The following is a 25,345-nucleotide window of genomic DNA, read 5'->3' as shown; positions in this document are numbered from 1 at the left end:
ACGGGAACCCCAGCACCACCGGATGCCCCGCCCCGCGCGGGGCATCCGCCCGTCCGCTCCCGCGTCAGCGCAGGTTCCGCGCCCAGTCGTCGGGCACCCGCCCCGCCGGACCCGGCACCGGCTGGCCGGCGGGACGGCTCGCCGGGGGAGCGAGCTCGGGTCCGGAGGTGTACAGCTCCTCGGTGGCGTAGTTCCAGAACCAGCTCTCGCCCGGCTCGAAACTGCGGATCACCGGGTGCCCGGTCGCCCGGAAGTGGGCGGTGGCGTGCCGGGAGGGGGAGTCGTCGCAGCAGCCGATGTGCCCGCACCGCGCGCAGCGGCGCAGATGGAACCACCAGCCGCCCGCCTCCTCGCACTCCACGCAGCCCGGCCCGCTCGGCGGCACGGCCGGATCGATTCCCCCGACTCCCTCGGTGTCGTTCATACCGGCTCCTCCTCGGGCGGTTCGGCGGTCAGTGGCAGCAGCACCTGGAAGCGGGTGTCGCCGGGCACCGACTCCGCCCGCAGGCTGCCGTGGTGCTTGTTGACGACGATCCGCCAGGAGATGTCCAGGCCCAGCCCGGTGCCCTCGCCGACCGGCTTGGTGGTGAAGAAGGGGTCGAAGATCCGGTCCTTGATCTCCGGAGGGATCCCGGGCCCGGTGTCCCGGAACTCCACCAGCAGCCGCTCGTGGTCGCGTGCCGTCCGCACGGTCAGGGTGCCCTGCCCGCCCGCGCCGTTCATCGCGGACACGGCGTTGTCGACGAGGTTGGTCCACACCTGGTTCAGCTCCGCCGGATAGGCGGGCACCGGCGGCAGCGCCCGGTCGTAGTCCTTGACGACCTCGATGCCCGGCCCCAGCTTCCCGGACAGCATCAGCAGCGTGCTGTCGAGGAGTTCGTGCACGTCCACCACCCGGTACGGCGCCCGGTCCAGTTGCGCGTACTGCTTGGCCGCGTCGACCAGGTGCGAGATGCGGGCGGTGGAGTCCTCGATCTCGTTCATCAACAGCTCGGTCTCGACGGTGTAGTTGAGCCAGCCCACCGCGTTCGGCAGGATCTCCTCACCCACCGCCGCCGCGACCCGCTCCAGCCAGTCCACGTCGAGTCCGGCCTGCACGAAGGCGGGCGCCAGCTGCCAGCCGTGGCCGATGCCGTGCTCCTCCAGCCAGTCGGTGAGCGCGTCCTCCCGGTCGGACGCCTCCAGCGGGCTGAGCGCCGGCGCCTTCGCCACCCGCTCCGCGGTCCGTTCCTGGATCTCCACCAGGCTCGCCAGCGCCTCCCGGGAGAAGGGGCCCTCGGCGATCAGGCCGAGTTTGTGCCGCATCTTCGCGACCCGCTCGCGCAGCGTGGCCGTCGCCCGGACCGCTGCCGCCGCCGGGTTGTTCAGCTCGTGCGTGAGCCCGGCCGACAACGAGCCCAGCGCCAGCAGCCGTTCCCGCTGCCCGATCACCGCCTGGAGGTTCTTCGAGCCGAAGAACAGGCCCTCCAGCAGGTGCACGGCCATCGGGAACCACTCGCGCATCACGTCCGCGAAGGTGTCCGCCGGCAGCACGAAGAACCGCGTCGGCTCGGTGACCCGCATCGAGTTGCGGTAGACCTGCCGCACCCGGTCGCCGAGGTAGGCCTGCATCGCGCCCGCGTACACCCCGCGCTGCGAGGTCCGGGTGACCTCCACCTCGTCGGCGCCGACCCGCCGGGACAGCACCACCGTGCCCTCGATCATCACGAAGAAGCAGGTGGCCGGGTCGCCCTCGGTGTACACCGGGCCGGGCTCGAACAGCTCCACCCGGCCCGCCGCGCACAGCCGGCCGAGCTGCTCGGGGCTCAGCTTCTCGAAGAGGAACAGGGAGCCGATCTCCCCGGGGCTGCACGGCAGGGCCCGCCCGCTCACGACTGCTCCAGATACCGGTGGACGAGCATCACGGCCATGGCTCCCTCTCCGACGGCGGACGCGACCCGCTTGGCGGACTCGGCCCGCGCGTCCCCGGCGACGAACACGCCGGGCACGCTGGTCTCCAGGTGGTACGGCGGCCGGTCCAGCTCCCAGCCGGCCGGCGGCCGTCCGTCGGCGGTCAGGTCGGGCCCGGCCAGGATGAATCCGCGCTCGTCGCGCAGCACCGTCTCGCCCAGCCAGTCGGTCAGCGGGGCGGCGCCGATGAACACGAACATCCAGCGGGCGCCGACCCGTTCGCGCTCGCCGGTCACCGTGTGACGCAGCGTCAGCTCTTCCAGCCGCCCGGTGCCGTGCGCCTCGTCGACCACCGTGTGGCAGCGCACCGAGATGTTGGGAGCGTCCTCGATCTGCTGGATCAGGTAGTGCGACATCGACGCCGACAGATCGGGGCCGCGCACCAGCAGCGTCACCGACTTGGCGAACCGGGACAGGTACATCGCCGCCTGGCCCGCCGAGTTGGCACCGCCGACGATGTACACGTCCTGCCCCTCGCAGGAGGCGGCCTCGGTCAGCGCCGAGCCGTAGAACACCCCGCACCCGGTCAGGTCCGCGCAGCCCGCGGCCGGCAGCTGCCGGTACTGCACCCCGGTCGCCAGGATCACGCTGTGCGCGGCGATCGCCGAGCCGTCCGCGAACCGTACGATCCGGGCGGCGCCGCCCGCCTCGAGTCCTGTGACCTCGCGGGCGGTCAGCAGTTCGGCGCCGAACTTGGCCGCCTGCCGCCGCGCCCGGTCGGTGAGCTGGGCGCCGGAGACCCCGTCGGGGAAGCCGAGATAGTTCTCGATCCGTGAACTCTGCCCGGCCTGCCCGCCGGTCGCCGACCGCTCCACCAGCACCGTCCTCAGGCCCTCGGAGGCTCCGTACACGGCCGCACCGAGCCCGGCCGGGCCGCCGCCGATCACCACCAGGTCGTAGAAGTCGGCCGCCGGTGTCGTCGCCAGCCCCACCCGCGCCGCCAGCTCGGGCGCCTCGGGCGCCACCAGGGCCGTGCCGTCCGGGGTCACCACCAGCGGCAGCCGCTGCCCGTCCTGTCCGGCGGCGGCCAGCAGCCGCCGCCCCTCCGGCTCCTCCACCGAGTACCAGCGGTACGGCACCTGGTTGCGGGCCAGGAACTCGCGCACCGCCGAGGACCGCGCCGACCAGCGGTGCCCGACGACCTTGGTGCTGGGCACCGGCTTGTACGCGCTGGAGCGCCACGCCTGGAGGAGGTCGTCGAGGACCGGGTAGAGCTTCTCCTCGGGCGGGTCCCAGGGCTTGAGGAGATAGTGGTCGAGGTCGACGACGTTGATGGCGTCGATCGCCGCGTGCGTGTCCGCGTACGCGGTCAGCAGCACCCGGCGCGCGCCCGGGTACACGTCCAAGGCCTGTTCCAGGAACTCGATGCCGTTCATCCGGGGCATGCGGTAGTCGGCCAGGATCACCGCCACCAGGTCCCCGCGCAGCTTCAGCTCGCGCAGCGCGGCGAGCGCGGACTCGCCGGACTCGGCGCGCACGACGCGGTACGACCCGCCGTAGCGCCGCCTGAGGTCGCGGGCGACGGCACGGGAGACCCCCGGGTCGTCGTCCACGGTCAGGATGACGGTCCGCGCGGTCTCGGCGGCCTGTGCCATACGACTCCCCACCCATGTCACCGGTACCAGGCCATCGTATGTTCGATCGCACCGGGCCGCTCCGGTAACCGGGGCCGGGAGCGGGCACCATGATCATGTGCACACGACGACAGGCTCGTGCGCGCGGGACGACGAGGAGGCCCACGGATGACACGCCCGATCACGGCAGGGGTGGACGGTACGCAGGAGAGTGTGGCCGCGCTGGACTGGGCGGCCAGGGAGGCCGTTCGCCGGGGCCTGCCGCTGCGCGTGGTGCACGCCTGGCGGTACGCCGAGGCGCTGGCCGCGGCCGACCGGGACACCCAGCACGGGTGGGTCGCGCAGGGCGTGGAGGACGCCGTGCGCTCCGTCGCGGAGCGGCACCCGGGGCTCACGGTGACCACCGACGTGGTGGAGGGCGGGGCCGCGGACGCGCTGGCCGGGGCCGCGGCCGGGGCCGAGATGCTGGTGCTCGGCTCACGCGGGCACGGGCCCGTCGTCGGGTTCCTGCTCGGCTCGGTGGGTCAGCAGGTGATCGCCGAGGCCGCCCGGCCGGTGGTGCTGGTGCGGGCCGGGGACGAACCGGCGGCGGAGGCGGCCGGCCGGGACGTGGTGGTCGGCCAGCAGGGCGGCCCCGAGGACAGCGCGGCGGCGCTGCGGTTCGCGTTCGCCACGGCGGCGGCCCGGGGCGCCGCCGTACGGGTCGTCCGGGCCTGGACCCTGCCGCCGGTCTTCGCCTACAGCCCGGGTTCGCTGCGGCTGCTGGACGAGGCGGGCGGGCTCGAACCGTACGAGAAGCAGGCGCTGGCCGATGCCGTGCGGCCCTGGCGGGAGCGGTACCCCGAGGTGCCCGTCGCCGAGCACGTCGAGATGGGCAGCGCCGGGCAGGTGCTGCTGGCGGCGGCGGACCGGGCCCAGCTGATGGTCGTCGGCCGCCGGGCGCACCGTACGGCCGTCGGCGCCCGGATCGGCTCGGTGGCGCACGGGGTGCTGCACCACGCCGGCTGCCCGGTGGCCGTGGTCCCGCACGACTGACCTGACCTACTCGGGCTCGGCCGGCTCCAGCGTGGCGCGGGCCCGGGGCAGGACGTTCTCGATGTAGTCCTGCACGGCGGTGTCCAGTCCGATGTCGTGCTGGGCGCGCTCGGACAGGTACCAGCGGTGTTCGAGCAGCTGGTGGTAGATCTCCGCGGGGTCCATCGTGCCGCGCAGCTCCGGGGGCACGGCGCGCACGGTGGGCCGGAACACGTCCCGGACCCAGCGGTGGGCCAGCACTTCCGGCCGGGCCGCGAGGGGGTCGTCCGGGGCGTAGTCGTCCTGGGTGGCCATCCAGCTCTCCAGGTCGCTCAGCAGCCGCCGCGCCTGGTTCTCCTCGGTGTCCAGGCCGGTCAGCCGCAGCAGCTGCCGCTGGTGGTGGCCGGCGTCCACGACCTTCGGCACGAAGGTGACCGTGTCGCCGTTGGAGGAGTGCTCGATCTGCATCTCGGCCACGTCGAAACCGAGGTCGTTCAGCCGGCGGATCCGGCGCTCGATGTAGTGGTACTTGCCCGCCGGATACACCGAGGTGCGGGTCAGTTCCCGCCACAGCCCCTGGTAGCGGGTGCAGATCTCGTGGCCGAACTCGACCGGGTCCACCGACGGGTGCAGCGCACCGGACGCCTCCAGGTCCAGCAGCTCGCCGCTGATGTTCACGCGGGCGAGGTCGAGGTCGTAGTCCCGCTGCCCGGGGCTGAGCCGCGGGTGCAGCTCGCCGGTCTCGGCGTCGACCAGATAGGCCGCGAAGGCGCCCGCGTCGCGCCGGAACAGGGTGTTGGACAGCGAACAGTCGCCCCAGGCGAACCCGGCCAGGTGGAGGCGGACCAGCAGCACGGCGAGGGCGTCCATCAGCCGGTGCATGGTCGCCGGGCGCATGGTCGTCTCGAACATCGACCGGTACGGCATCGAGCCGCGCAGATGCCGGGTGATCAGGACCGGCTCCAGCGGGGCGCCCGAGCGGTCGGTGCGGCCGGTGACCACGGCGAGCGCGTCGACGGCGGGGATGCCGAGCCGGTCCAGGTCGCGCAGCAGCCCGTACTCGCGCACCGCGGGCCGCTCGGCCAGCTCCTTGACGGCGATCACCTCGTCACCGGCGTGCGCGTAGCGCACCACGTGCCGGGAGATGCCGCGCGGGAGCGGCACGAGGTACTCCTCGGGCCACTCCTCCAGCGGGGTGTCCCAGGGCAGGGCGAGCAGGAGCGCGGGGTGCTCCGGGTTCGTGGCGCTGATCTGCAAGGACATGACACGAACCCTAAGGCCCCGCACGGGTGTTCCAGGAGGCCGTACCCGGGGCGCCCTCCCGCCGGCGTTCCGGGGCGCCGCTCGCGCGGCTCTACGAGGCCCGCTCCCGGGCCCGCTCGGCCGCCGCGCGCACCGGGCCCCGGTGCACCGGGCCGTGGCCCGGCAGCAGGACGTCCCCGTCGAGCGCGCCGATCAGGTCCAAGGAGGCCACGACCCGGGCGCGTTCGTGGTGGAAGAAGTCGGGCAGGATCTGCGGGCCCTTGATCCGCGAGGTGGCGTGCCCGCTGACCAGCGCGTCCCCGGAGATGACGATGCCCGCCGCGGGCAGGTGGTAGACGCAGTGGCCGTCGGTGTGGCCGGGCGTGTGCACGGGCACGGGGCGGCCGGGCAGGTCCAGCGGGGCTCCGTCGGCCGCCGGGAACGGCTCGGGCGCGGTGACCGGGTGCTGCTCGGTGCCGCCGGCCTTGATGACGTGCACCGCCCAGGGCACGACCCCGGGCCGCCAGGCGTTGCGTATGACGTCGCCGATGGTGGCCTGCTGGAGGAAGTCCCGCCGCGCGTGCGGTACTTCCGCCGGGTGCAGGTACACCGGCGTGCCGTGGGCCGCGCGCAGGTACTCGGCCGAGCCCAGATGGTCGTTGTGCGCGTGGGTGATCAGCACGGCGGCGACCGCCTCCGGGGAGGCGCCCACCTCCGCGAGCGATTCCAGCAGGGCCGGGCGGTCCCCCGGATAGCCGGTGTCCACGAGGGTGACGGCGTCGCCCTCCTTGAGGATCACCCAGTTGACGTTGTTGCCGTGCACCAGGTAAGTGCCGTCGGCGACTTGGCGTACCTCTGCCCGCATGTTCTCCCCGAGCCCCTGTGATCGTTGGTGGAAGGACAGCCAATCAGACGGGCCGCCTCCCCGCGCAAGGGCGGCACCGGCCGGTCACCGTACGCCGTGCGGCCGGAACTGGACGCTGATGCGCGGTCCGGCGGCCCGGGCGGTCTTGGGGACGCAGTGTTCCCAGGTGCGCTGGCAGGAGCCGCCCATCACGATCAGGTCGCCGTGCCCGAGCGGCCGGCGCACCGTCGGGCCGCCGCCGCCCGCCGGGCGCAGCAGCAGGTCGCGGGGCGCGCCGACGGAGAGGATCGCGACCATGGTGTCCTCGCGGGCGCCCCGTCCGATGCGGTCCCCGTGCCAGGCCACGCTGTCCCGGCCGTCCCGGTAGAAGCACAGCCCGGCGGTCGTGAACGGCTCGCCCAGCTCCTCGGCGTAGTGCCGGGAGAGCGCGGCGCGGGCCTCGTCCAGGACGGGGTGGGGGAGCGGGTCCCCCTCGCCGTAGTGGGCCAGCAGCCGGGGTACGGCGACCACGTTGTCGTACATCTTCCGGCGCTCCGCCCGCCACGGCACCTCGGCCGCGAGCCGTTCGAACAGCGCGTCGGCCCCGCTCAGCCAGCCCGGGAGGACGTCGATCCAGGCCCCCGCACCGAGCTCGGTCCGGCGCAGCCCGTCCAGCGGGCCGAGCCGCAGCTCGTCGGTCTGGTCGAACAGGGAGCCCTGGAGGTGCGTGGCCATGGCGCCAGCCTACTCCGTTAATCGAAACTCTGTTCCATTTGATCACCGGTGACGTTCGAGCCTTTCGATACTCCGAGCCCTTTCGATACATGGATGTATTCGATACATTCGCGTATCGAACGAGAGGACGGTCGGATGGAACCGGCGGAACGGTCACCCGCGCGCGTCACCCGGCGCCGGGCGCACACCCGGGCCCGGCTGCTCGACGCCGCGTTCGCCGTGTTCGCGGCGAAGGGGTTCGGGCGGGTCACCATCGAGGAGGTCTGCGAGGCGGCCGGATTCAGCCGGGGCGCCTTCTACTCCAACTTCGCCACCCTGGACGAGCTGTTCTTCGCCCTCTACCGGGAGCGCGCGGACCTGATCGCCGGCCAGGTCGCCGACGCGCTCGCCCAGGACGGGCCGGACCTGGACGTGCCCGCCTCCGTGGACCGGGTCACCGAGGTGCTGCTGCTCGACGTGGACTGGCTGCTGGTGAAGACCGACTTCCTGGTGCACGCCGCCCGGGACCCGGCCGTCGCCCGCGCCCTGCTCGACCACCGGGACCGGCTCCGCGCGGCCATCGCCGACCGGCTCGCCCGGGCCCGGGGGCACACCGCGCTGCCCGCGGTCCTCGGCGACGCGGACGCCGCCGCGCGCGCCGTGGTCGCCGCCTACGACGGCGTCACCACCCAGCTGCTGCTGGACCGGGACGTCGAGGCCGCCCGGGCCTGGCTGGCACGGCTGCTCACCGCGCTGCTGACGGACGGCAGCCGCGTCCCGTCGTAACCCCGGAACGAGCCCGCCGACGAACACCGCCGAGGGCCGCCGGAGCCCCCGGAGGTCCGCCGACCTCCCGAGCCCCGCGAGCCCCCGAGGCCCGCCAGGAAGCTCCAAGGAGCCCCGCCGAAGAGCGCCCCCAGGTCCCCGACGAGCAGGTCCCCGACGAGCACCCCCGAGGAAAGGACACACACCATGGACGCGGACGTCATCGTCGTCGGAGCGGGCCTCGCCGGGCTCGTCGCCGCGCACGAACTCACCAGCCGGGGCCGCCGGGTGGCCCTGGTCGACCAGGAGAACGCCGCCAACCTCGGCGGCCAGGCATTCTGGTCCCTCGGCGGGCTCTTCCTCGTCGACTCGCCCGAGCAGCGCCGCCTCGGCATCAAGGACTCCTTCGGCCTCGCCTGGAGCGACTGGCAGGGCAGCGCGCGCTTCGACCGGCTCGCGGACGAGGACTCGTGGGCGGTGCGCTGGGCCCGCGCGTACGTCGAGTGGGCGGCGGGGGAGAAGCGGTCCTGGCTCGCCGGGCACGGCATCGAGCTGCTGCCCACCGTCGGCTGGGCCGAGCGCGGCGACCTGCGGGCCGACGGGCACGGCAACTCCGTGCCCCGCTTCCACATCGCCTGGGGCACCGGCACCGGCGTGGTCGAGCCCTTCGTCCGCTCCGCCCGGCAGGCCGCCCGGGACGGACTGCTGACCTTCCACCACCGGCACCGGGTGGACGAACTGATCGTCGAGGGCGGCACGGCACGCGGGGTGCGCGGCACTCTGCTCACCCCCGACGACTCCCCGCGCGGCGTCGCCTCCGGCCGCGACCGCGCAGGCGACTTCGAACTGACCGCCCAGGCCGTCGTCGTGACCACCGGCGGCATCGGAGCCGACCACGCCATCGTCCGCCGGTACTGGCCCGAGCGGCTCGGCACGCCCCCCGCCCGGATGGTCACCGGCGTCCCGGCCTACGTCGACGGCCGCATGCTCGACATCAGCGCCGAGGCCGGCGTACGGCTCGTCAACCGCGACCGCATGTGGCACTACACCGAGGGCCTGCGCAACTGGGACCCGATCTGGCCCGGCCACGGCATCCGCATCCTGCCCGGACCGTCGTCCATCTGGCTCGACGCCCTCGGCCGCCGCCTGCCCGACCCCTGTCTGCCCGGTTACGACACGCTCGGCACCCTGAAGTACCTGCGCACCACCGAGGACATCGCCGGCTACGACCACTCCTGGTTCATCCTCACCCGGAAGATCATCGAGAAGGAGTTCGCGCTCTCCGGCTCCGAGCAGAACCCCGACATCACCGCCAGGGACCGCAAGGCCGTGCTGCGCGACCGGCTGCTCGGCAAGGGCGCCCCGGCGCCCGTGCGCGCCTTCCTGGACAAGGGCGAGGACTTCGTCACCGCGGACGGCCTGGAACGGCTGGTGGAGAAGATGAACGGCCTGACCGGCGAGCGGCTGCTGGACGCCGCAGAGGTGCGCCGCCAGATCGAGGCCCGGGACGCGCAGATCGCCAACCCCTACAGCAAGGACGCCCAGGTCCAGGGCATCCGCAACGCCCGCCGCTACATCGGCGACCGGCTCGGCCGGGTCGCCGCCCCGCACCGCATCCTCGATCCGGCCGCGGGCCCCCTCATCGGCGTCCGGCTGCACGTGCTGACCCGCAAGACCCTCGGTGGCATCCAGACCGACCTGGACTCCCGGGCCCTCGGCACCGACGGCACCCCCATCGAGGGACTGTACGCGGCGGGCGAGGTCGCCGGCTTCGGCGGCGGCGGGGTGCACGGCTACAACGCCCTGGAGGGCACCTTCCTCGGCGGCTGCCTGTTCTCCGGCCGGGCGGCGGGCCGGCACGCGGCCCGGCACACGGGCTGAACCCGGCCGCTCCAGGGCCGCCCGGCCCACGGGCTGACCCCCGGCCTCGCACCAGGGCCGCCCGGCCCCCGGCCTCGTACCCGGGCCGCCCGTCAGCCCTGGAGCAGCTCCAGCAGGACCCGCGCGTGGCTCTCCTCCGGTCGCTTCGACGCCGTCAGCAGGGTCACGCGCCCCTCACGGGCCGACGCGCGCAGGCCGTCGAGCAGACCGGCGGCCTCCGGCGCGTCCAGCTCCGCCTCGTAGCGGCGGCGGAACTCCTCGTACGACCCCTCGCCCGCGTGGTACCACTTGCGCAGCTCCGCCGACGGCGTCAGCCCCTTCGGCCACTCGTCCACGTGCGCCTCGTCCTTGGCGAGGCCGCGCGGCCACAGCCGGTCCACCAGCACGCGCAGACCGTCGTCGGGCTCGGGCGGTTCGTAGATCCGGCGCAGGCGCACGCTCACGGCACGGGGCTCCTTCCGGGGCGGGGACGGTGCCGCGAGCGTACTGCGCACCGCACCGCCCACCGGGCGGCGACGCGGCACGACCTGAACGGAAGGAGGGCGAATCCGGGGCGCCGGCCCGCCTACGCTGACGGCCAGTCGATCACCGGCCACTCCCCGAGGAGCGCATGTGACGCCACCGCGCAGACAGCCCGTCCGCCGCCGTACCGCCGTCTTCGCCACCGTCCCCGTCGCCCTGGCCGCGCTCCTCGCCACCACCGGGGCCGCGGTCCCGGGCGGTGCCGGACCCACGGCACCCGGCACCACCGGCGCGGCGGGTGCGGGCGACCCGTACTTCCCGCTCAGCGGCAACGGCGGCTACGACGTGCGCCACTACGACCTGACGCTCCGTCACGACCCCGCCGCCCGGCGCCTCGACGGCACCGCGGTCCTCACCGCCCGCGCCACCCAGCGCCTGACCCGCTTCGACCTCGACCTGTCCGGGCTGACCGTCACCCGGGTCACGGTCGACGGCCGGGCCGCCCGCTTCGCCCGCGACGGACGGGAACTCGTCGTCACCCCGCCCACCGCGCGGACCAAGGGCCGGGACTTCCGCGTCGCCGTCGCCTACCACGGCACCCCCGGGCCGGTCACCGACCCCGACGGCTCACCGGACGGCTGGATCCCCACCGACGACGGCGCCTTCGTCGCCGGCCAACCCCAGGGCGCCATGACCTGGTTCCCGGCGAACGGCCACCCCAAGGACAAGGCGTCGTACGACTTCACGCTCACCGTGCCGCGGGGCCACACCGCCGTCGCCAACGGCGTCCTCCTCGGACAGCGCACCGCCCACGGCAGGACCACCTTCCGCTGGCGTCAGACCGAGCCGATGGCCGCCTACCTGGCCACCGCCACCATCGGCAGGTTCCGCACCGAGCGGTACACCACCCGCGACGGCATCCAGGTGTACAACGCCGTGGACCCCCGCGAGGCGCGCGCCGCCGCGCCCGTGCTGAAGAAGCTGCCGGACGTGCTGGAGTGGGGGAGCCGGCTCTTCGGGCCGTACCCGTTCCGCGCGGCCGGCTCCCTCGTCGACCACGCCCCGGACGTCGGCTACGCCCTGGAGACCCAGACCCGCCCGGTCTACGCCTTCGCGCCCGGCCTCGGCACCCTCGTCCACGAGAGTGCCCACCAGTGGTTCGGCGACTCCGTCTCGCTCACCGCCTGGCAGGACATCTGGCTCAACGAGGGCTTCGCCACCTACGCCGAGTGGCTCTACTCCGAGCAGCACGGCGGCCCGAGCGCCCAGCGGACCTTCGACACGCTCTACGCCCGCCCCGGCGGCGACGCCCTGTGGGCCTACCCGCCCGGCGACCCGGGCAGCGGCAAGCGCCTCTTCGGCACACCCGTCTACGAGCGCGGCGCCATGGCCCTGCACGCGCTGCGGCGGGCCGTCGGCGACCGGGACTTCTTCCGCGTCCTGCGCGCCTGGGCGGACGGGCACCGCGGCGGACACGGCACCACCGCCCGGTTCGTCACGCTGGCCGAGCGGATCTCGGGCAAGCGGCTGAAGGGGCTGTTCCAGACCTGGCTGTACGCGCCGGGCAAGCCGGACCGCGCCTGAGAACCGGGACCGGCACAGGGGCGGACCGGCACCGGGAGCCGGGCGGAACGCCGACGTCCGATTTCCGGGGCGCGGCCGGGGTACTCCGGTCGCGTCGCGTAAGCGCAGCACAGGGAGGTCAAGCCATGAGCGCACCGGACGACCTGCCGGTCGTGACCACGCTCGCCGACGCGGCGGGTCTGGTGCGACGCCACCGGGGCCTGTACGTGCGGTGGTCCAAGGGGCCCGGCACCGATCTCCACAAGGTGTCCAGCATCGACGAGCTGACCGGCGTGCCCATGCCCGGGCTGTCCGCCAACCCGCTCGACGTGGAGGAGTGGTGGAACGGCCGGTCGGTCGAGCTGTGGGTGGCCCGTCGGCTCTACGACTACGCGCACCTGCCGCACGACAAGGGGCCCGGTGTGCGGCCCTGGGTGCTCAGAGGCCGGGAGACCGGCCGGGGCCCCGACAACGAGCCGCTCGTTGCCGACGTCGAGCCGCTGTGCTGGATCGCCGAGAACGTGATCGAGGCGGCCCGGGACGAGGTGACCCGTCAGGAGCGGGAGTGGGGGACCCTGCGCCGCAAGGGCGGCTGAGCCGCGCGGCGGGGGTCCCCGCGGCGGGAAGACCGCCGACGCCCCCGGACACCGCCGGGTCCGGCCGGGCCGGCGGTCAGCCGGAGCGGGGCCGGGAGCGGGCCCGGCGCCGGTGCAGCGCCCGGCGCTCCAGCTCCGTGGTGCCGCCCCAGACGCCGATGGTCTGGCTGGTGTCCAGCGCCCAGTCCAGGCACTGCTCGCGGACCGGGCAGCGCCCGCACACCGCCTTCGCCCGCTCGGTCTGGACCTGCGCCGGGCCGGTGGTCCCGACGGGGAAGAAAAGATCGGGATCCTCGTGGCGGCACGCGGCATGTTCGCGCCAGTTGTCCATCGGAAATCTCCTGGATCGGTCGAAGTCGTCCGTGCCTGTCGTAAGCGTTCTCGCGTCCGGGTCACCGGTCGGGAGAACGTGAAACGGCACAACCGCCTGGCGATCCGGGGAAGATGGCCTCCCGGGATCCGGACACCGGCCATGCGTCCGGCCGTTGACGGCCGACCGGCAGGGCAGCGGGGGCGGGCGGGGCTTGGCGCGTGCGAGGGGCCGCCTCCCGTCGGGTGGTTCGCGTGGGCCGTGGCGGGTGTGACGGGGCGTCTGCTGTCGGGTGGTTCGGTCGGCCCCCGGCGGGTGTGACGGGGCGCCCCCTGTCGGCAAGTTCGGGTGGCCGCCGGCGGGTGTGACGGGGCGCCCCCTGTCGGCAAGTTCGGGTGGCCGCCGGCGGGCGCGACGGGGCGCCCCCGTCAGGCGGTTCCCACGGCCCCGGGCGGACCTGGCCGGCCGCCCCGCCGGGCAGTCGGGCGGCCCCCGCGGCGCCTCTCAGTGGCGCAGCGCCCGCGCCGCCGCGGCCGTCACCGCGTCGGCCAGGGCCGCCAGCGCGGGGGAGTCGAGTTTCCACTGCTGCCAGTAGAGGGCGATGTCCACGTGCTCGCCCGGGACGAGCACGGTCAGCCGTCCGCGCTCCAGCAGCGGCCCGGCCTGGGCCTCCGGCAGCATGCCCCAGCCCAGCCCCGCGGCGACCGCGTCGAGGAACCCCTCCGAGGTGGGCACCTGGTGCCGGAACGGGCCGGCCGAGGCATGGCCGAGCCGGCGGGCGAAGCCGTCCTGGAAGTCGTCCTTGCGGTCGAAGACCACCACGGGCGCCCGGTCCAGCGCCTGTGCCGGCGGCCGTCCCGCCAGCCGGTCCGCGACGAACTCCGGCGCGGCCACCGGCAGATACCGCATCCGGCCCAGCGGGCGGACCGCGCAGCCGGGGACCGGGTCGGGCAAGGAGGTCACCGCCGCCATCACCAGGCCCTCGCGCAGCAGCGCCGCCGTGTGGTCCTCGTCCTCCCGGTGCAGTTCGAAGCAGACGTCCGGGACCCGGGTCAGGACCGGCAGGAACCAGGTCGCCAGCGAGTCCGCGTTCACCGCGACCGACACCCGGGTCGGCTCCCCGGTGCCGTCCAGCCCCAGCTCGCCCCAGGCGTCCCGCTCCAGCCGGGCGAGCTGCCGGGCGAACCGCACCAGCACCGCGCCGGACTCCGTGGGCCGCACCGGTCTGGTGCGCTGGAGCAGCACCCGGCCGGTGCGCTGTTCCAGCGCCTTGACCCGCTGACTGACCGCCGACGGTGTCACATGCAGCGCGGCGGCGGCCGCGTCGAAGGTGCCCTCGTCCACCACGGCCAGCAGGGTGCGCACCTGTTCCAGGGGAAGCTCTGTCATCACGCGTACTAATGGTACGTAAAAATCATTAGCTGTACTTGAGACCGCGCTGTCCCTAGCGTCTTCGGTATGAACCACGCCCTGACCGCCGCTGCCGCCGGATTCGGCACCGGACTCTCCCTGATCGTCGCCATCGGCGCCCAGAACGCCTTCGTCCTGCGGCAGGGGGTGCGCCGGCACGCCGTCCTCACCGTGGTCGGCATCTGCGCCCTGTCCGACGCGGCGCTCATCGCGCTCGGCGTCGGCGGGGTCGGCGCGGTCGTCGTGGCCTGGCCCGGCGCGCTGCGCGCGGTCGGCGTCGTCGGCGGCCTGTTCCTGCTGGGCTACGGCGTCCTCGCCGCCCGCCGGGTGCTCAGGCCGGGCACCGGGCTCACCGCGGAGGGCGAGGCGGCCGGCTCCCGGCGCCGGGCCGTGCTCACCTGCCTGGCGATGACCTGGCTGAACCCGCACGTCTATCTGGACACCGTGTTCCTGCTCGGCTCGCTGGCCGCCGACCGGGGCCCGCTGCGCTGGACGTTCGGGCTCGGCGCCGCGTTCGCCAGCCTGTGCTGGTTCACCGCCCTCGGCTTCGGCGCCCGGCTGCTCGGCCGGTACCTGGCCCGGCCCGGCGCCTGGCGGGTGCTCGACGGCCTGGTCGCCGCCACCATGCTGGTGCTCGGGGTGAGCCTGGTCGCCGGGGCCTGACCGCAATCCGTTCGATGTCCACACCGGAACCCGTTCGATGTCCACCGGCTGCCGCTGAGATAGTTAGCCTCTCGAAGCGAAAAGATGTAACGAGCAACCAGGACACCCGTGGACACCAGTGAGAGCAGCAGCACCGAGACCACGACCGGCGCGCCGGCGGCCGGGGAACCGCCCCGGCGCGGCTGGCGCCGCTGGGCGATGGACACCCGCCCCCTGCGCATCCCCGCCTACCGGCGGCTGTGGTCGTCGACCATCGTCACCTCCGTCGGCAGCCAGCTGACCGCCGTCGCCGTACCCAAGCAGATCTACGACATCACCCACTCCTCGGCCTGGGTCGGCTACGCGAGCCTGGCCGGACTGGTGCCCATGGTCGCCTTCGCGCTGTGGGGCGGGGCGGTCGCCGACGCCGTCGACCGGCGCAAGCTGCTGCTGGTGACCAACACCGGCATCGCGGTGACCTCGCTGCTGTTCTGGGCGCAGGCCGTCACCGGCCTGGACTCGGTCCTCGTGCTCATGGTGCTGCTCGCGCTGCAACAGGCGTTCTTCGGGCTCAACGCGCCCGCCCGCAGCGCCTCCATAGCCCGGCTGGTCCCGGCCGAGCAGCTGCCGGCCGCGAACGCGCTCGGCTCGACGGTGATGCAGACCGCGCTGGTGGCCGGCCCGCTGCTCGCCGGCGCGCTGATACCGGTGCTCGGGCTGCCGGAGCTGTATCTGATCGACGCGCTCGCGCTGTGCGTGACCGTGTGGGCCGTCTTCCGGCTGCCCGCCCTGCCGCCGCTCGGCGGGAGCGGCACCCGCCGGGCCGGGCTGCGCGAGATCGCCGACGGGTTCCGGTACATCTCCCGGCACAAGGTGCTGCTGCTGTCCTTCCTCGCCGACATCGTCGCCATGGTGTTCGGCATGCCCCGCGCCCTGTTCCCGCAGCTGGCCGCGGAGACCTACGGCTCCTACGGCGAGGGTCTGGCGCTCGGTGTGCTGTTCGCCGGCATCCCGGTCGGCGCGGTGCTCGGCGGTCTGTTCTCCGGCGCGTTCTCGCGGGCCCGCCGGCACGGCTGGATGGTAGCCGGGGCGGTCGTCGGCTGGGGCGTGGCCATCGCCGGGTTCGGACTGAGCGGCAACCTCTGGGTCGCGGTGGTCTTCCTCGCCCTGGCAGGGGTCGCCGACATGGTCTCGATGGTGTTCCGCGGCGCCATCCTGCTGTCGGCCGCGACCGACGAGATGCGCGGCCGGATGCAGGGGGTGTTCACGGTGGTCGTCGCCGGCGGGCCGAGGCTGGCCGACGTCCTGCACGGCACCGCCGGAGCCGCCTTCGGCCCGCGCGCCGCCGTCGCGGGCGGCGGCGCCCTGGTCGTGGTGGCGATGCTGACCCTGGTCGGCACCGTCCCGGCACTGCGCCGCTACCGCGTCTGACGACAGGACCTAGAGGGGGCCGACCCGCCGTCGCATCGTGTACTGCTCCATCAGCTTTCCGCGGGTCGTCTCCAGCCGGTGGGCGAGGATCTCGGCCACCGTCCGCACCACCGACAGCCCGAGCAGCGGGTCCTCCACGCACAGCGCGAGCACCGACGGCCCGTCGAACTGGTAGGCGCGCACGTCGGTGAAGGCCACCGCGCCGAAGTCCCACTCGTACGGCGGGAACAGCCAGGACCAGCCGAGCAGGTCGCCCGCGCCGAGTGTGGCCACGGTCACCCGCTGCCGGGGGGTGACCTGGGTGTCCAGGTGGACCGCGCCCGAGCGGATCACCCAGAACCGGTCGGCCGTGCCGCCCGCCTCGAAGATGCGGCTGTCCTCCGGGAAGGAGACCTCCTCGGCCACCTCCATCAGGCGCTCGCGCTGCGCCTGGGGGAGGGCGGTGAGCAGTTTGATCGCTTTGGTCATGGCGCGGGGCTCCTCGCCGGCGGCGGTTGCGGTGCGGGTGCTGTGCTGGGACGAACGGCGTCTTAAGCCCATTTCAGCCGCTGCCGCCGCCCCGGGCACCTCGAGGCGGGACGCCCGCCGTCCCCCGGCCGTGCGAGGGCAGGAAAAAGCCCTGGCTGGACGGGGGAAACCAGCCAGGGCCGTATGTGGTGACGCATGGAGGGGCACAGCGCGGTCCCGCGCGGCTCCCGCATCACGTATGGATGAACGATAAACCATTTACCGGGCCTCCCCATAGCCCATATCGGGTCAGGTGACCTGTTTCACTCCGTCCGCCCGTACGGGCTCCCCGCCCGGGCTGACGATCTCCTCCAGCACCCGCAGCACCGCTTCGAAGGCCCGCGCCCGGTCGGCCGCCTCCGCGGCGCCCTCCGGATCCGTCGCCGCCAGGCTCCGGGCCCGCTCCCGCCATGCCTCCTCCTGCGCCGCCGCGTGCTCCCGGCCGCGCCGGATGCGGCGCAACAACTCATCCGCGTCCACGACATCCGTCATGTACGGCGGGTACCCGCGCGCTGCCGGGTGATGACACCCGTACCGAGCGTGCCCGGTCCGGAATGAGCCCCGGCCCGCGTTCCGCTTGCGCGAAGCGGCCGGCGAAGTTCCGCTCATGGCGGTGTTTGCCCGCTGGGCGAGGGGGCAGGCGGAATCTCGTGCTTCGGACCGGAGGCGCGCGCCCAGCGGGGAAGAGACCCGCTGCCTGGGCCCCTCCCGCCGGGCCCGGCGGCGAACCCGCGGCGAAACCCTGACACCACCGTTCGGGCCAGAACCCGGAACCCCTGTTTCCGGAGGTGCCCTGCAACACGTTCAGGAGCGATTCCGCATGCTGACCGACATGTCGACAAGCCGTCCCGGCACGACCACCCCCGCCGCCGGCGGGACGTCCGCCCGCCGCAACCACGACGACGCCCCCGACACCGCGGCGCTGTTCGCCCGGCTGGCGGAGCTGGAGGACGGCCCCGAGCGGGACGCCGTACGCGACGAACTCGTCACCGCCTGGCTGCCCATGGCCCACCGGATCGCCGGGCGGTTCCGCGACCGCGGCGAATCCGTGGAGGACCTGCGCCAGGTGGCCGCGCTCGGACTGGTGAAGGCCATCGACCGGTTCGACCCGTCCCGCGGCGCCTTCGAGAGCTACGCCGTGCCGACGATCACCGGAGAGGTCAAGCGGCACTTCCGCGACCGGATGTGGGCCCTGCGGGTGCCCCGCCGGGTCCAGGAGCTGCGCAACCGGGTCCGCGTGGCCCGACGGGAACTCACCCAGAACCCCGGCAGCCCCGAACCCACCGCCGCCGACATCGCCGCCCACACCGGCCTCACCGAGGAGGAGGTCGCCGCCGGCATGGAGGCGCTGGAGAGCTTCAGCACCCTCTCCCTGGACGCCGAGCTGTCCGCCGGTGACGACGGCTACAGCCTCGCCGACACCCTCGGCGAGACGGACACCTCCTACGACGTCGTCGTGGACCGGGAGGCCGCGAAGGAGGGGCTGCGCCGGCTCCCCGAGCGCGAGCGGGCCATCCTCTACATGCGCTTCTTCGAGGACATGACACAGAGCCGTATCGCCGACCGGCTCGGCATCTCGCAGATGCACGTCTCCCGGCTGATCAGCCGCAGCTGCGCCCGCATCCGCGAGGAGGCGCTCGGCACCCGCCGGCCCGGTTCGGCCGGACGGCAGCGGTAGCCGCTCAGCGGGCCGGCCCGCCGGTCACGCCGAGCGGACGCGCCAGACCGGAGACCGCCTCGTCCAGCCGCTGCAGATGGCGCAGGACCCGGTCGGTCACCCGGCCGTAGCGCGGGGTGCGCAGGGTTCCCGGCTCCAGCATCGACGCGATGCTGGGGCCGCTCTCGATCTCCACGGCGGCCCGCGGGTCCGCCACATGCGCCGCGATCGCCTCGATGTTGTGCACGATCCGCCCGCACGCCCCGCGCAGCCGAGGATCGGCCGCGATCGAGGGGTGCGTCGGCAGCAGCTCCGCCGTCGCCGCGAGGGACCGCCCGTGGTACGCGCAGGTCTCCAGCAGCGCCACCACGTACCGCACCGAGTCCCGGCGCGAGCGCAGCGGCGTGATCGGGTGGGTCAGCGGCTGGGTGGCCGCCCGCAGGTCCGCCAGCGCCTGGTCCAGCTCCCGCGCCCGCTCCACCAGATCGCCGCCCGTCCCGCCGCTCAGCTGGTCGACGGCGCCCCGCGTGACATCGGCGAGCCGGTCCAGGACCGCCACCAGCAGCTCGTTGGTACGGCGGTCGGTGTGCACCGGCAGCACCACCGCCGCGGCGAACACCCCGCAGGCCGCGCCGAGCGCCGTCTCCTCGATCCGCAGCACCAGCACTTCCGCGCTGTAGGTGTTCAGCAGGGTGTACAGCAGCCCCAGCATCGCGGTGACGAAGAACGACATCAGGGTGTACGACAGCGGCGCGCTGTAGAACATCGCGAAGATGAACACCAGCACTAGGGCGAACGCCGTCCAGGTGTGGTGCCCGACCAGCCCGGCGAGCCCGATGCCCGCCACCACGCCGAGCACCGTGCCCAGCAGCCGCCGGTAGCCCTTCACCAGGATCTCGCCGGTGGAGGCGGTGTTCAGGAAGACGATCCAGCAGGTCAGCACCGCCCAGTACCAGCGCTGACTGGACAGCAGCTCACCGCCGGCGATGGCCAGCGAGGAGCCGACGGCCACCTGGAGGGCGGCCCGGGTGGTGGGCCGGCGCAGCCCGGTCGGCTCCGCCTCCGGCTCCTGTTCCTCGCTGATCTCGATCGCGGCGTCCTCCGCGTCCAGCTCCTCGCGCGAGCGGGTGGTCGCCGGGGTGTCGGCGGACTCGTCCTGCGGGCCGTCCAGGGCCATGCGCAGACCGAGCGAGGCGCGGGCCGCCTCGCCGAGCCCCCGGAAGACGTCCTGCACGGCCGGGGACGCCTCGGGCAGGTTCTCCTCCTCGCGATAGCCCAGCAGCCGGTTGCGCACCTGGGCGAGCGCGGTCCCGGACGCCTCCCCGGCCGGCCGCAGCATCAGCACCCGCAGCGCCCGCAGATCCCGGCGCAGCGCGGAAGCCGCCCCGTCCCGCACCGGCGACTCGACCCCCGAGGGCACCGGGGCGCCCGGCAGATGCAGGGTGAGGGTGTCGGTCCGCTCGGCGCTGCGCGCGGTGAGCAGCAACAGTCCCAGCCGCTCGGCCGCGATCTCGGCGTCCGCGACCCGGCGCTGGAGCAGCCGGGCCACCGCCGGGTCCGAGGTGCCGTCCTCCAGCCGGCCCTGGATCATCAGCGCCGTCTCGTGCAGCCGGGCGGTGCGGGTGCGCAGCTCCTCCAGCACCTTCTCCACCTCCTCCGGCCCGGCGTCCGGCAGCTTCGCCTGACTGGCGATCAACTGGGCGAGCCGGGCGCGGAAGGCCCGCCGCAGCCGGTCCAGGGTGCCCGCCGGGGTCTGCGGCAACAGCACGAACCGGGCGGTGGCGCTGCACGCGAACGCCACGCCGATGACGCCGTACAGCGCGGGCAGCACACCTGGCGTGGCCTGCACGAACAGCGACAGGAAGTAGATCTGGAACCCGATCAGCCCGAGCGCCGTGCCGCGGTCGCCGAACCGGCGGCCGTAGACGGCGCTGAAGATCAGGGCGACGAAGAACAGGTCGCCGGCGACGACGTGCTGGTTGAGCAGCGCGCCCAGCGACACCGAGGCCAGCGCCACCGGCAGACCGAGCGCGAGCGTGCCGGCCTGCCGGACGGGCTGCTTCTCCCGGATGGCGAAGGTGGCGACCATCGCGGCCATGGCCCCGGCGACCAGACGGGGCACCGGGACGCCGATCGCGGCCAGGACGGCGAGGGTCAGGGCGATGGCGGTGACCGTGCGCAGTCCCGCCGTCAGCCGGAGCAGTCCGGGGTCCGACGCCGCGAGCCGGTCCCACAGCCGTACCCGTCCCGACCGTCCCGCTGCCCTCACTTAGCCGCGCTCTCTCCCGTGCCAGCCATCGATTCCATGATCCAGCATCGCACGCGCGCCCGGGCTACCTGCCCTCGGCCAGGGTGGCGGCCACCAGGGCGTTCGCGTGCCCGTGGCCGAGCCCGTGGGCCGACTTCAGCCAGCCTACGAGCTCCGTGTGCCGGGTCAGCGGCGAGGTACGGATCAGCTCCTGCCACTCGCCGACCGGGCGGCCGTACTTCTTCTCGATCGAGGGGAAGTAGCTCGCCGGGCCCTTGACGGTCTTCTCGGTCATGGTGGTGCGTCCCTCCGTGGAGTGTTCGTGATCACCTGGTGGACGGCCGGGCCCGGGCGGACTCATCGGCGGCCACCGGTGATCACGGTCACATCAGGACGGTTCGACGGCCGCGCCCTCCACCCGGGACCGCACCTGTTCCGGTGTCAGATAGGCGTCGGTGAACTCGAAGTCCTTCAGCCGGGCGGGCTTGCGGGCCTGGAAGCCGGTGCGCACGAAGTCGTCGCCCGCGACCGCGTTCAGCAGCCAGTTGGTCATCACCCGGGTCTTGGCGACGTTGGTGCGCAGCGCCGACCAGTGGTAGCCGCGGGCCACCGCCTGGGCGGGCACCCCGCGCAGCTCCACACCGAGCGGCTTGGACACCGCGTCCTTGCCGCCGAGGTCGACGACCAGACCGAGGTCCTTGTGCTCGTAGGGCCGCATCGGCTGTCCGCGCAGCGTCGCGATGACGTTGTCGGCGACCACCTTGCCCTGCCGCATGGCGTGCTGGGCGGTGGGCGGGCAGATCGCGCCCTCCTCGCCCTTGGCCAGGTCCGGCACGGCCGCCGAGTCGCCGAGCGCGAACACCCCGTCGTGGCCCGGCAGGCACATCTCGGCGGTCACCGCCAGCCGCCCCTTGACCGTCTCCGCGCCGAGCGTGGCGATCAGCGGGCTGGCGACCACCCCGGCCGTCCAGATCAGGGTGTGCGTCGGCACCACCCGGCCGTCGGTGAAGGTGACCTCCTCGGCGCCGGCCTTGTCGATCGACACCCCCAGCGAGACCTCGATACCGCGCCGCCCGAGGATCTCCTGCGCGCTGCGGCCCAGCTTCTCGCCCAGCTCCGGCATCAGCTTGGGCGCGATGTCGATCAGGTGCCAGCGGATCAGACCCGGGTCCAGGCGCGGGTAGCGCTGCACGGCGGCGTGGGTGAGGCGCTGGAGGCAGGCCGCGGTCTCCGTGCCCGCGTAGCCGCCACCGACCACCACGAACTGCAGCCGCGCGGCCCGTTCGGCCGGGTTGTCGCTGGCGTCCGCCAGATCCAGCTGGGAGATGACGTGGTCGCGGATGTAGGCGGCCTCGGCGAGCGTCTTCATCCCGAAGGCGTGCTCGGTCAGGCCCGGGATGTCGAAGGTGCGGGTCACACTGCCGGGGGCGAGCACGATGTAGTCGTAGGGCTCGTTGACGATCTTGTCGGTGATGGTGCGCACGACGCACACCTTGGATTTCAGGTCCACCCCGATCGCGCCGCCCGGGATGATCCGGGTGCGGTACTTCTTGCTGCGGCGCAGCGACAGGGCGATCGACTGCGGCGTGAGCACGCCGGAGGCGACCTGGGGCAGCAGAGGCAGGTACAGCTGGTAGGAGAACGGCGTCACCAGTGTGACGTCGGCTTCGTCGGGGGCGAGTTTCCGCTCCAGGCGGCGGACGCACTCGACTCCGGCGAAGCCTGCGCCCACCACCAGGATCCTGGGTCGTGTCACGGTGTTCATCCCTTTCTGCGGCTCCGGGCGGTCCGGCTCGACGCTGTTCGCATGCCCGGGATCGCCGTGCGCCAATTCCGATCCCACCGCGCCCGCGGGCACCCCGCCAGCCGGGTGCGGCAGGCAGACGAACGCGTGGGGGGCGGCCTCGCCCCCGCTGCCCGGTGGAGTAACCGGTGCGGGCCCGCCTACACGTCGTACGGCCGTCCGCCGTCCCCGGCGTCACCAGGGCAGGAACGCGTGGATGTCCTTGCCGGTGTCGTGCACGACGACGCTGACCTGGCTACACAGCGTGTGCACCAGGTGCCAGCCGATCCCGCCGCCACCGGTGCGCGGATGGAAGGGCCGCGGCTCCGGGCGGGCCGGGTTGGTGTCCCGCATCGTCACGTGCACCCCGTCGAAGGTGCGGCGCATCCGCAGGTCGAACGGGCCCGGCGCGTACTGGATGGCGTTCGCGGCCAGTTCGGTCACCACCAGCAGGATGTCGTCCCAGTACTCCTGGGCGCCCGGTGGCGCCTGACGGGAGAGGGCGCGCAGGAACTCCTCCGCGGCGAGCCGCGCCCCCGTGACGTTGCGCAGTTCACCGGGAAAGGAGAACGTACGCTCGTACCTCTCCTCCGACGGTGGTGTGTCGTCCCAACGCGGCTCCGTCGCCATCTCGCTTCCCCGGCCCCGACCGGCCCCGCCGGTCCGGGCGGTCGTCGTCAACTGATCTCTTCGCTGCGCTGCGGGTTCCCCCTGCCGCGCGGACTATCCGTCCGCACTCCCCGCCCCGGGAGCGCGGCCTCCTCAGCGGAACACGTCGTCCGGCTCGTCCCACTCGGCCGGCTCCCGCACCACCGGCCGCGGCCGGGACCGGGCCGCGTACATCGCCTCGATCTCGGCGGCGTAGTGCCGTACCACGGCGTCCCGGCGCGGCTTCAGGGACGGCGTGAGCAACCCGGCGACCGCCGCGAACGGTTCCGGTAGGACACGGTAGACCCTGATGGACTCCGCGCGGGACACCGCACTGTTGGCGGCGGCCACCGCCCGCGCGATCTCCTCCCGCAGCGCGTTCTCCTCGCGGGCCTCCCGGGCCCGGGCGTCCCCGGGCAGCGCGAGCGCGGTCCGCCAGTGCGCCAGGAAGTCCGGGTCCAGGGTGATCAGGGCGCCGACGCAGGGCCGGCCGTCGCCGATCACCACCGCCTCGTGCACGAGGGGATGGGCGCGCAGCCGCTCCTCCAGCAGGGCCGGCGCCACGGTCTTTCCCCCGCTGGTGACGATGACGTCCTTCTTGCGCCCGGTGATCGTCAGGTAGCCGTCGGCGTCCAGCCGGCCGAGGTCCCCGGTGGCCAGCCAGCCGTCCCGCAGCGCCGCCCGGGTCGCCTGCTCGTCGCCGGTGTAGCCCTGGAACACCGAGGGCCCGCGGACCAGGATCTCCCCGTCGTCGGCCACCCGGATCCCGGTGCCCGGCAGCGCGGTGCCCACCGTCCCCGCCTTCTCCCGGCCCAGCGGCTGCATGGTGATCGCGCCGGCGGTCTCGGTGAGTCCGTAACCGTCGTGCACGAACACGCCGATGCCCTCGTAGAACAGGCCCAGTTCGCGGCCGAGCGGGGAACCGCCGGAGGCACCGCGCACCACCCGGCCGCCGAGCGCCGCCCGCAGCCCCCGGTACACCGTCCGCTCGTACAGGGCGTGTTGCAGTCTCAGCTCCAGCCCCGGACCCGGCCCGGCGCCGAGCCGCCGGCGCTCCTCGGCCGCGGCGAACTCCCGCGCCGTGCGCGCGGCCCGCTCGAACAGCGCGCCCCGGCCCGCCTGCCGGGCGGTGCGCAGGAAGGTCTTGTAGAGCCGCTCGAACACCGACGGCACGCCGTACAGGTACGTCGGCCGGAACGTGCGCAGCGCCGACGCCAGCGCCGCCCCGGTCACCTCCGGCTCGTGTGCCAGCAGCACCCCGCCGCGCACACAGGTCAGCATGATCATCAGGCCGTACACATGGGAGAACGGCAGGAAGGCCAGCACGGACGGCCGCTGCCCCGGGGGCGCGGCGGTGTGCGCCCAGCCGGCCAGCAGGGTGTCGCACGGGTAGGCCAGGCCACGGTGGCTGAGTGCGCAGCCCATCGGCCGGCCGGAGGTGCCGGAGGTGTGCACGACGGCCGCCGTGGCGTCCGGCAGCACGAGCCGGCGCAGCGACTCCACGGTGGTGTACGGCACCGCCGCGCCGTCCGCGACCAGATCGGCGAGGGCGCCCGCGTCCAGCTGCCAGACGTACCGCAGCCGGGGCAGCCGGGCGCACACCGTGCCGACGGTCATGACGCCCTGCTCGTCCTCCACGATCACGGCGACACAGTCCGCCTCCCGCAGGATCCACTCGACCTGGTCGCGCGAGGAGGCCGGGTGGACGGGCACCAGCTCGGCGCCGACGGCCCACAGGGCGTGGGCGAGCACCGTCCACTCGTGCCGGGTCCGGGCCATCAGCGCCACCCGGTGGCCGGGGGAGATCCCGGCGGCGACCAGGCCCCTGGCCACGGCCACCACCTCGTCGCGCAGCTCGGCCGCCGTCACCGTGAGCCAGCCGTCGGCGGTTTCCGCGCGGTGCGCCAGCACCGGCAGCGCGGGATCGCGTTCCGCCGCGGCGAAGACGCTGTCGGCGAGGCCGCCGGTGAGCGGCGGGGCGGCGGCCGGGGCGGGGGCGACGTTCCGCATGCGCTGCTCCCGGGGTACGGAGGGTCACTCCGCCGAACGGCTCGGTGTCGGCGGTGCTCGAATGTAGCTCAGGGGACAGCGTTCGGTGACCGGA

24 protein-coding genes are annotated in these 25,345 nt (G+C 74.0%); 8 read left to right on the top strand and 16 right to left on the bottom strand.

From position 1 onward, the window contains the following. Positions 1-64 precede the first annotated feature (64 nt). Genes HB370_RS05200 through HB370_RS05190 form a run of 3 tightly spaced genes read right to left on the bottom strand, consistent with a single transcriptional unit; the run spans position 65 to position 3,545 of the window. On the bottom strand, positions 65-424 hold the full coding sequence (locus tag HB370_RS05200) for a UBP-type zinc finger domain-containing protein (RefSeq protein WP_030783764.1): 360 nt from the start codon (positions 422-424) through the stop codon (positions 65-67). Beyond that, positions 421-1,872, bottom strand: coding sequence for an ATP-binding protein (locus HB370_RS05195; RefSeq protein ID WP_030783761.1), 1,452 nt, complete (start codon positions 1,870-1,872; stop codon positions 421-423). Before HB370_RS05195 ends, HB370_RS05200 begins: the two co-directional genes overlap by 4 nt. After that, a complete protein-coding gene (locus HB370_RS05190; RefSeq protein WP_030783757.1) occupies positions 1,869-3,545 on the bottom strand; it encodes an FAD-dependent oxidoreductase in 1,677 nt (558 codons plus the stop codon). The genes HB370_RS05195 and HB370_RS05190 overlap by 4 nt, the downstream gene beginning before the upstream one ends. Positions 3,546-3,692: 147 nt before the next feature. On the opposite strand from HB370_RS05190, the gene HB370_RS05185 reads away from it, so the two are divergent. Next, the gene (locus HB370_RS05185; RefSeq protein ID WP_030783754.1) at positions 3,693-4,559 is read left to right on the top strand and encodes a universal stress protein; all 867 of its coding nucleotides are present in this window, start codon (positions 3,693-3,695) and stop codon (positions 4,557-4,559) included. 6 nt (positions 4,560-4,565) lie between these two features. Here the strand turns inward: HB370_RS05185 and HB370_RS05180 are convergent, their stop codons facing one another. From HB370_RS05180 to HB370_RS05170, 3 genes are all read right to left on the bottom strand, one after another. Next, a complete protein-coding gene (locus HB370_RS05180; protein ID WP_030783751.1) occupies positions 4,566-5,801 on the bottom strand; it encodes a DUF4032 domain-containing protein in 1,236 nt (411 codons plus the stop codon). Positions 5,802-5,892: 91 nt separating this feature from the next. Continuing rightward, the gene (locus HB370_RS05175; RefSeq protein ID WP_030783748.1) at positions 5,893-6,645 is read right to left on the bottom strand and encodes an MBL fold metallo-hydrolase; all 753 of its coding nucleotides are present in this window, start codon (positions 6,643-6,645) and stop codon (positions 5,893-5,895) included. Between the two features lie 84 nt (positions 6,646-6,729). After that, a complete protein-coding gene (locus tag HB370_RS05170) occupies positions 6,730-7,359 on the bottom strand; it encodes an alpha-ketoglutarate-dependent dioxygenase AlkB (RefSeq protein ID WP_030783745.1) in 630 nt (209 codons plus the stop codon). A 135-nt stretch (positions 7,360-7,494) separates the two neighbouring features. On the opposite strand from HB370_RS05170, the gene HB370_RS05165 reads away from it, so the two are divergent. Together HB370_RS05165 and HB370_RS05160 are read left to right on the top strand one after the other, a co-directional pair. After that, entirely contained in the window at positions 7,495-8,124 is a 630-nt protein-coding gene (locus HB370_RS05165; RefSeq protein ID WP_030783742.1) for a TetR/AcrR family transcriptional regulator, read from the top strand. A gap of 186 nt (positions 8,125-8,310) precedes the next feature. Beyond that, positions 8,311-9,984: an FAD-binding dehydrogenase gene (locus HB370_RS05160; protein ID WP_030783739.1), complete on the top strand. Its 1,674-nt coding sequence runs from the start codon at positions 8,311-8,313 to the stop codon at positions 9,982-9,984. A gap of 92 nt (positions 9,985-10,076) precedes the next feature. Here HB370_RS05160 and HB370_RS05155 read toward each other — a convergent pair whose 3' ends face one another. Continuing rightward, on the bottom strand, positions 10,077-10,427 hold the full coding sequence (locus HB370_RS05155) for a DUF488 family protein (protein ID WP_030783736.1): 351 nt from the start codon (positions 10,425-10,427) through the stop codon (positions 10,077-10,079). A gap of 169 nt (positions 10,428-10,596) precedes the next feature. On the opposite strand from HB370_RS05155, the gene HB370_RS05150 reads away from it, so the two are divergent. After that, positions 10,597-12,030: a M1 family metallopeptidase gene (locus tag HB370_RS05150; protein ID WP_030783733.1), complete on the top strand. Its 1,434-nt coding sequence runs from the start codon at positions 10,597-10,599 to the stop codon at positions 12,028-12,030. Between the two features lie 125 nt (positions 12,031-12,155). Next, a complete protein-coding gene (locus tag HB370_RS05145) occupies positions 12,156-12,605 on the top strand; it encodes a DUF6098 family protein (RefSeq protein ID WP_030783729.1) in 450 nt (149 codons plus the stop codon). Positions 12,606-12,681: 76 nt separating this feature from the next. On the opposite strand, the gene HB370_RS05140 is transcribed toward HB370_RS05145, so the two are convergent. Next, positions 12,682-12,936, bottom strand: coding sequence for a WhiB family transcriptional regulator (locus HB370_RS05140; protein ID WP_030783727.1), 255 nt, complete (start codon positions 12,934-12,936; stop codon positions 12,682-12,684). A gap of 483 nt (positions 12,937-13,419) precedes the next feature. Further along, positions 13,420-14,307, bottom strand: a complete 888-nt coding sequence (locus HB370_RS05135) for a LysR family transcriptional regulator ArgP (protein ID WP_030783724.1) — start codon at positions 14,305-14,307, stop codon at positions 13,420-13,422. Between the two features lie 66 nt (positions 14,308-14,373). Between HB370_RS05135 and HB370_RS05130 the strand changes: the two genes are divergently transcribed. Beyond that, positions 14,374-14,988, top strand: coding sequence for a LysE/ArgO family amino acid transporter (locus HB370_RS05130; protein ID WP_030783721.1), 615 nt, complete (start codon positions 14,374-14,376; stop codon positions 14,986-14,988). 108 nt (positions 14,989-15,096) lie between these two features. Further along, positions 15,097-16,398, top strand: coding sequence for an MFS transporter (locus HB370_RS05125; protein ID WP_030783717.1), 1,302 nt, complete (start codon positions 15,097-15,099; stop codon positions 16,396-16,398). A gap of 9 nt (positions 16,399-16,407) precedes the next feature. Here HB370_RS05125 and HB370_RS05120 read toward each other — a convergent pair whose 3' ends face one another. Both HB370_RS05120 and HB370_RS05115 read right to left on the bottom strand, forming a co-directional pair. Continuing rightward, positions 16,408-16,866, bottom strand: coding sequence for a cyclic nucleotide-binding domain-containing protein (locus HB370_RS05120; protein ID WP_030783714.1), 459 nt, complete (start codon positions 16,864-16,866; stop codon positions 16,408-16,410). A gap of 288 nt (positions 16,867-17,154) precedes the next feature. Next, the gene (locus HB370_RS05115; protein WP_030783712.1) at positions 17,155-17,397 is read right to left on the bottom strand and encodes a hypothetical protein; all 243 of its coding nucleotides are present in this window, start codon (positions 17,395-17,397) and stop codon (positions 17,155-17,157) included. A 328-nt stretch (positions 17,398-17,725) separates the two neighbouring features. Between HB370_RS05115 and HB370_RS05110 the strand changes: the two genes are divergently transcribed. After that, entirely contained in the window at positions 17,726-18,583 is an 858-nt protein-coding gene (locus HB370_RS05110; protein ID WP_030783709.1) for an RNA polymerase sigma factor SigF, read from the top strand. A gap of 4 nt (positions 18,584-18,587) precedes the next feature. Here the strand turns inward: HB370_RS05110 and HB370_RS05105 are convergent, their stop codons facing one another. From HB370_RS05105 to HB370_RS05085, 5 genes are all read right to left on the bottom strand, one after another. After that, positions 18,588-20,831, bottom strand: coding sequence for an FUSC family protein (locus HB370_RS05105; RefSeq protein WP_030783706.1), 2,244 nt, complete (start codon positions 20,829-20,831; stop codon positions 18,588-18,590). A 64-nt stretch (positions 20,832-20,895) separates the two neighbouring features. Further along, positions 20,896-21,105, bottom strand: coding sequence for a DUF4287 domain-containing protein (locus tag HB370_RS05100; protein WP_030783704.1), 210 nt, complete (start codon positions 21,103-21,105; stop codon positions 20,896-20,898). 93 nt (positions 21,106-21,198) lie between these two features. Beyond that, a complete protein-coding gene (locus tag HB370_RS05095) occupies positions 21,199-22,575 on the bottom strand; it encodes an NAD(P)/FAD-dependent oxidoreductase (RefSeq protein ID WP_030783703.1) in 1,377 nt (458 codons plus the stop codon). A gap of 213 nt (positions 22,576-22,788) precedes the next feature. After that, positions 22,789-23,223 (bottom strand): ATP-binding protein, encoded by a 435-nt coding sequence (locus HB370_RS05090; protein ID WP_030783700.1) that lies wholly within the window; start codon positions 23,221-23,223, stop codon positions 22,789-22,791. Between the two features lie 132 nt (positions 23,224-23,355). After that, positions 23,356-25,251, bottom strand: a complete 1,896-nt coding sequence (locus HB370_RS05085; protein WP_030783698.1) for an AMP-dependent synthetase/ligase — start codon at positions 25,249-25,251, stop codon at positions 23,356-23,358. Between the last annotated feature and the right edge of the window lie 94 nt (positions 25,252-25,345).

The organism is Streptomyces sp. DSM 40868 (assembly GCF_011820545.1).
In the GTDB taxonomy this organism is placed as follows: Bacteria; Actinomycetota; Actinomycetes; order Streptomycetales; family Streptomycetaceae; genus Streptomyces; species Streptomyces eurythermus.
Note: the sequence above shows the minus strand (reverse complement) of the source record. Positions and strands in the feature narration are given on the sequence as shown.

Coding starts and splice junctions, on each gene's coding strand:
- HB370_RS05200 (WP_030783764.1), bottom strand. CDS start 424: ATGAACGACACCGAGGGAGTCGGGGGAATCGATCCGGCCGTGCCGCCG.
- HB370_RS05190 (WP_030783757.1), bottom strand. CDS start 3,545: ATGGCACAGGCCGCCGAGACCGCGCGGACCGTCATCCTGACCGTGGAC.
- HB370_RS05185 (WP_030783754.1), top strand. CDS start 3,693: ATGACACGCCCGATCACGGCAGGGGTGGACGGTACGCAGGAGAGTGTG.
- HB370_RS05180 (WP_030783751.1), bottom strand. CDS start 5,801: ATGTCCTTGCAGATCAGCGCCACGAACCCGGAGCACCCCGCGCTCCTG.
- HB370_RS05175 (WP_030783748.1), bottom strand. CDS start 6,645: ATGCGGGCAGAGGTACGCCAAGTCGCCGACGGCACTTACCTGGTGCAC.
- HB370_RS05170 (WP_030783745.1), bottom strand. CDS start 7,359: ATGGCCACGCACCTCCAGGGCTCCCTGTTCGACCAGACCGACGAGCTG.
- HB370_RS05165 (WP_030783742.1), top strand. CDS start 7,495: ATGGAACCGGCGGAACGGTCACCCGCGCGCGTCACCCGGCGCCGGGCG.
- HB370_RS05160 (WP_030783739.1), top strand. CDS start 8,311: ATGGACGCGGACGTCATCGTCGTCGGAGCGGGCCTCGCCGGGCTCGTC.
- HB370_RS05145 (WP_030783729.1), top strand. CDS start 12,156: ATGAGCGCACCGGACGACCTGCCGGTCGTGACCACGCTCGCCGACGCG.
- HB370_RS05140 (WP_030783727.1), bottom strand. CDS start 12,936: ATGGACAACTGGCGCGAACATGCCGCGTGCCGCCACGAGGATCCCGAT.
- HB370_RS05130 (WP_030783721.1), top strand. CDS start 14,374: ATGAACCACGCCCTGACCGCCGCTGCCGCCGGATTCGGCACCGGACTC.
- HB370_RS05120 (WP_030783714.1), bottom strand. CDS start 16,866: ATGACCAAAGCGATCAAACTGCTCACCGCCCTCCCCCAGGCGCAGCGC.
- HB370_RS05115 (WP_030783712.1), bottom strand. CDS start 17,397: ATGACGGATGTCGTGGACGCGGATGAGTTGTTGCGCCGCATCCGGCGC.
- HB370_RS05110 (WP_030783709.1), top strand. CDS start 17,726: ATGCTGACCGACATGTCGACAAGCCGTCCCGGCACGACCACCCCCGCC.
- HB370_RS05100 (WP_030783704.1), bottom strand. CDS start 21,105: ATGACCGAGAAGACCGTCAAGGGCCCGGCGAGCTACTTCCCCTCGATC.
- HB370_RS05095 (WP_030783703.1), bottom strand. CDS start 22,575: ATGAACACCGTGACACGACCCAGGATCCTGGTGGTGGGCGCAGGCTTC.
- HB370_RS05090 (WP_030783700.1), bottom strand. CDS start 23,223: ATGGCGACGGAGCCGCGTTGGGACGACACACCACCGTCGGAGGAGAGG.
- HB370_RS05085 (WP_030783698.1), bottom strand. CDS start 25,251: ATGCGGAACGTCGCCCCCGCCCCGGCCGCCGCCCCGCCGCTCACCGGC.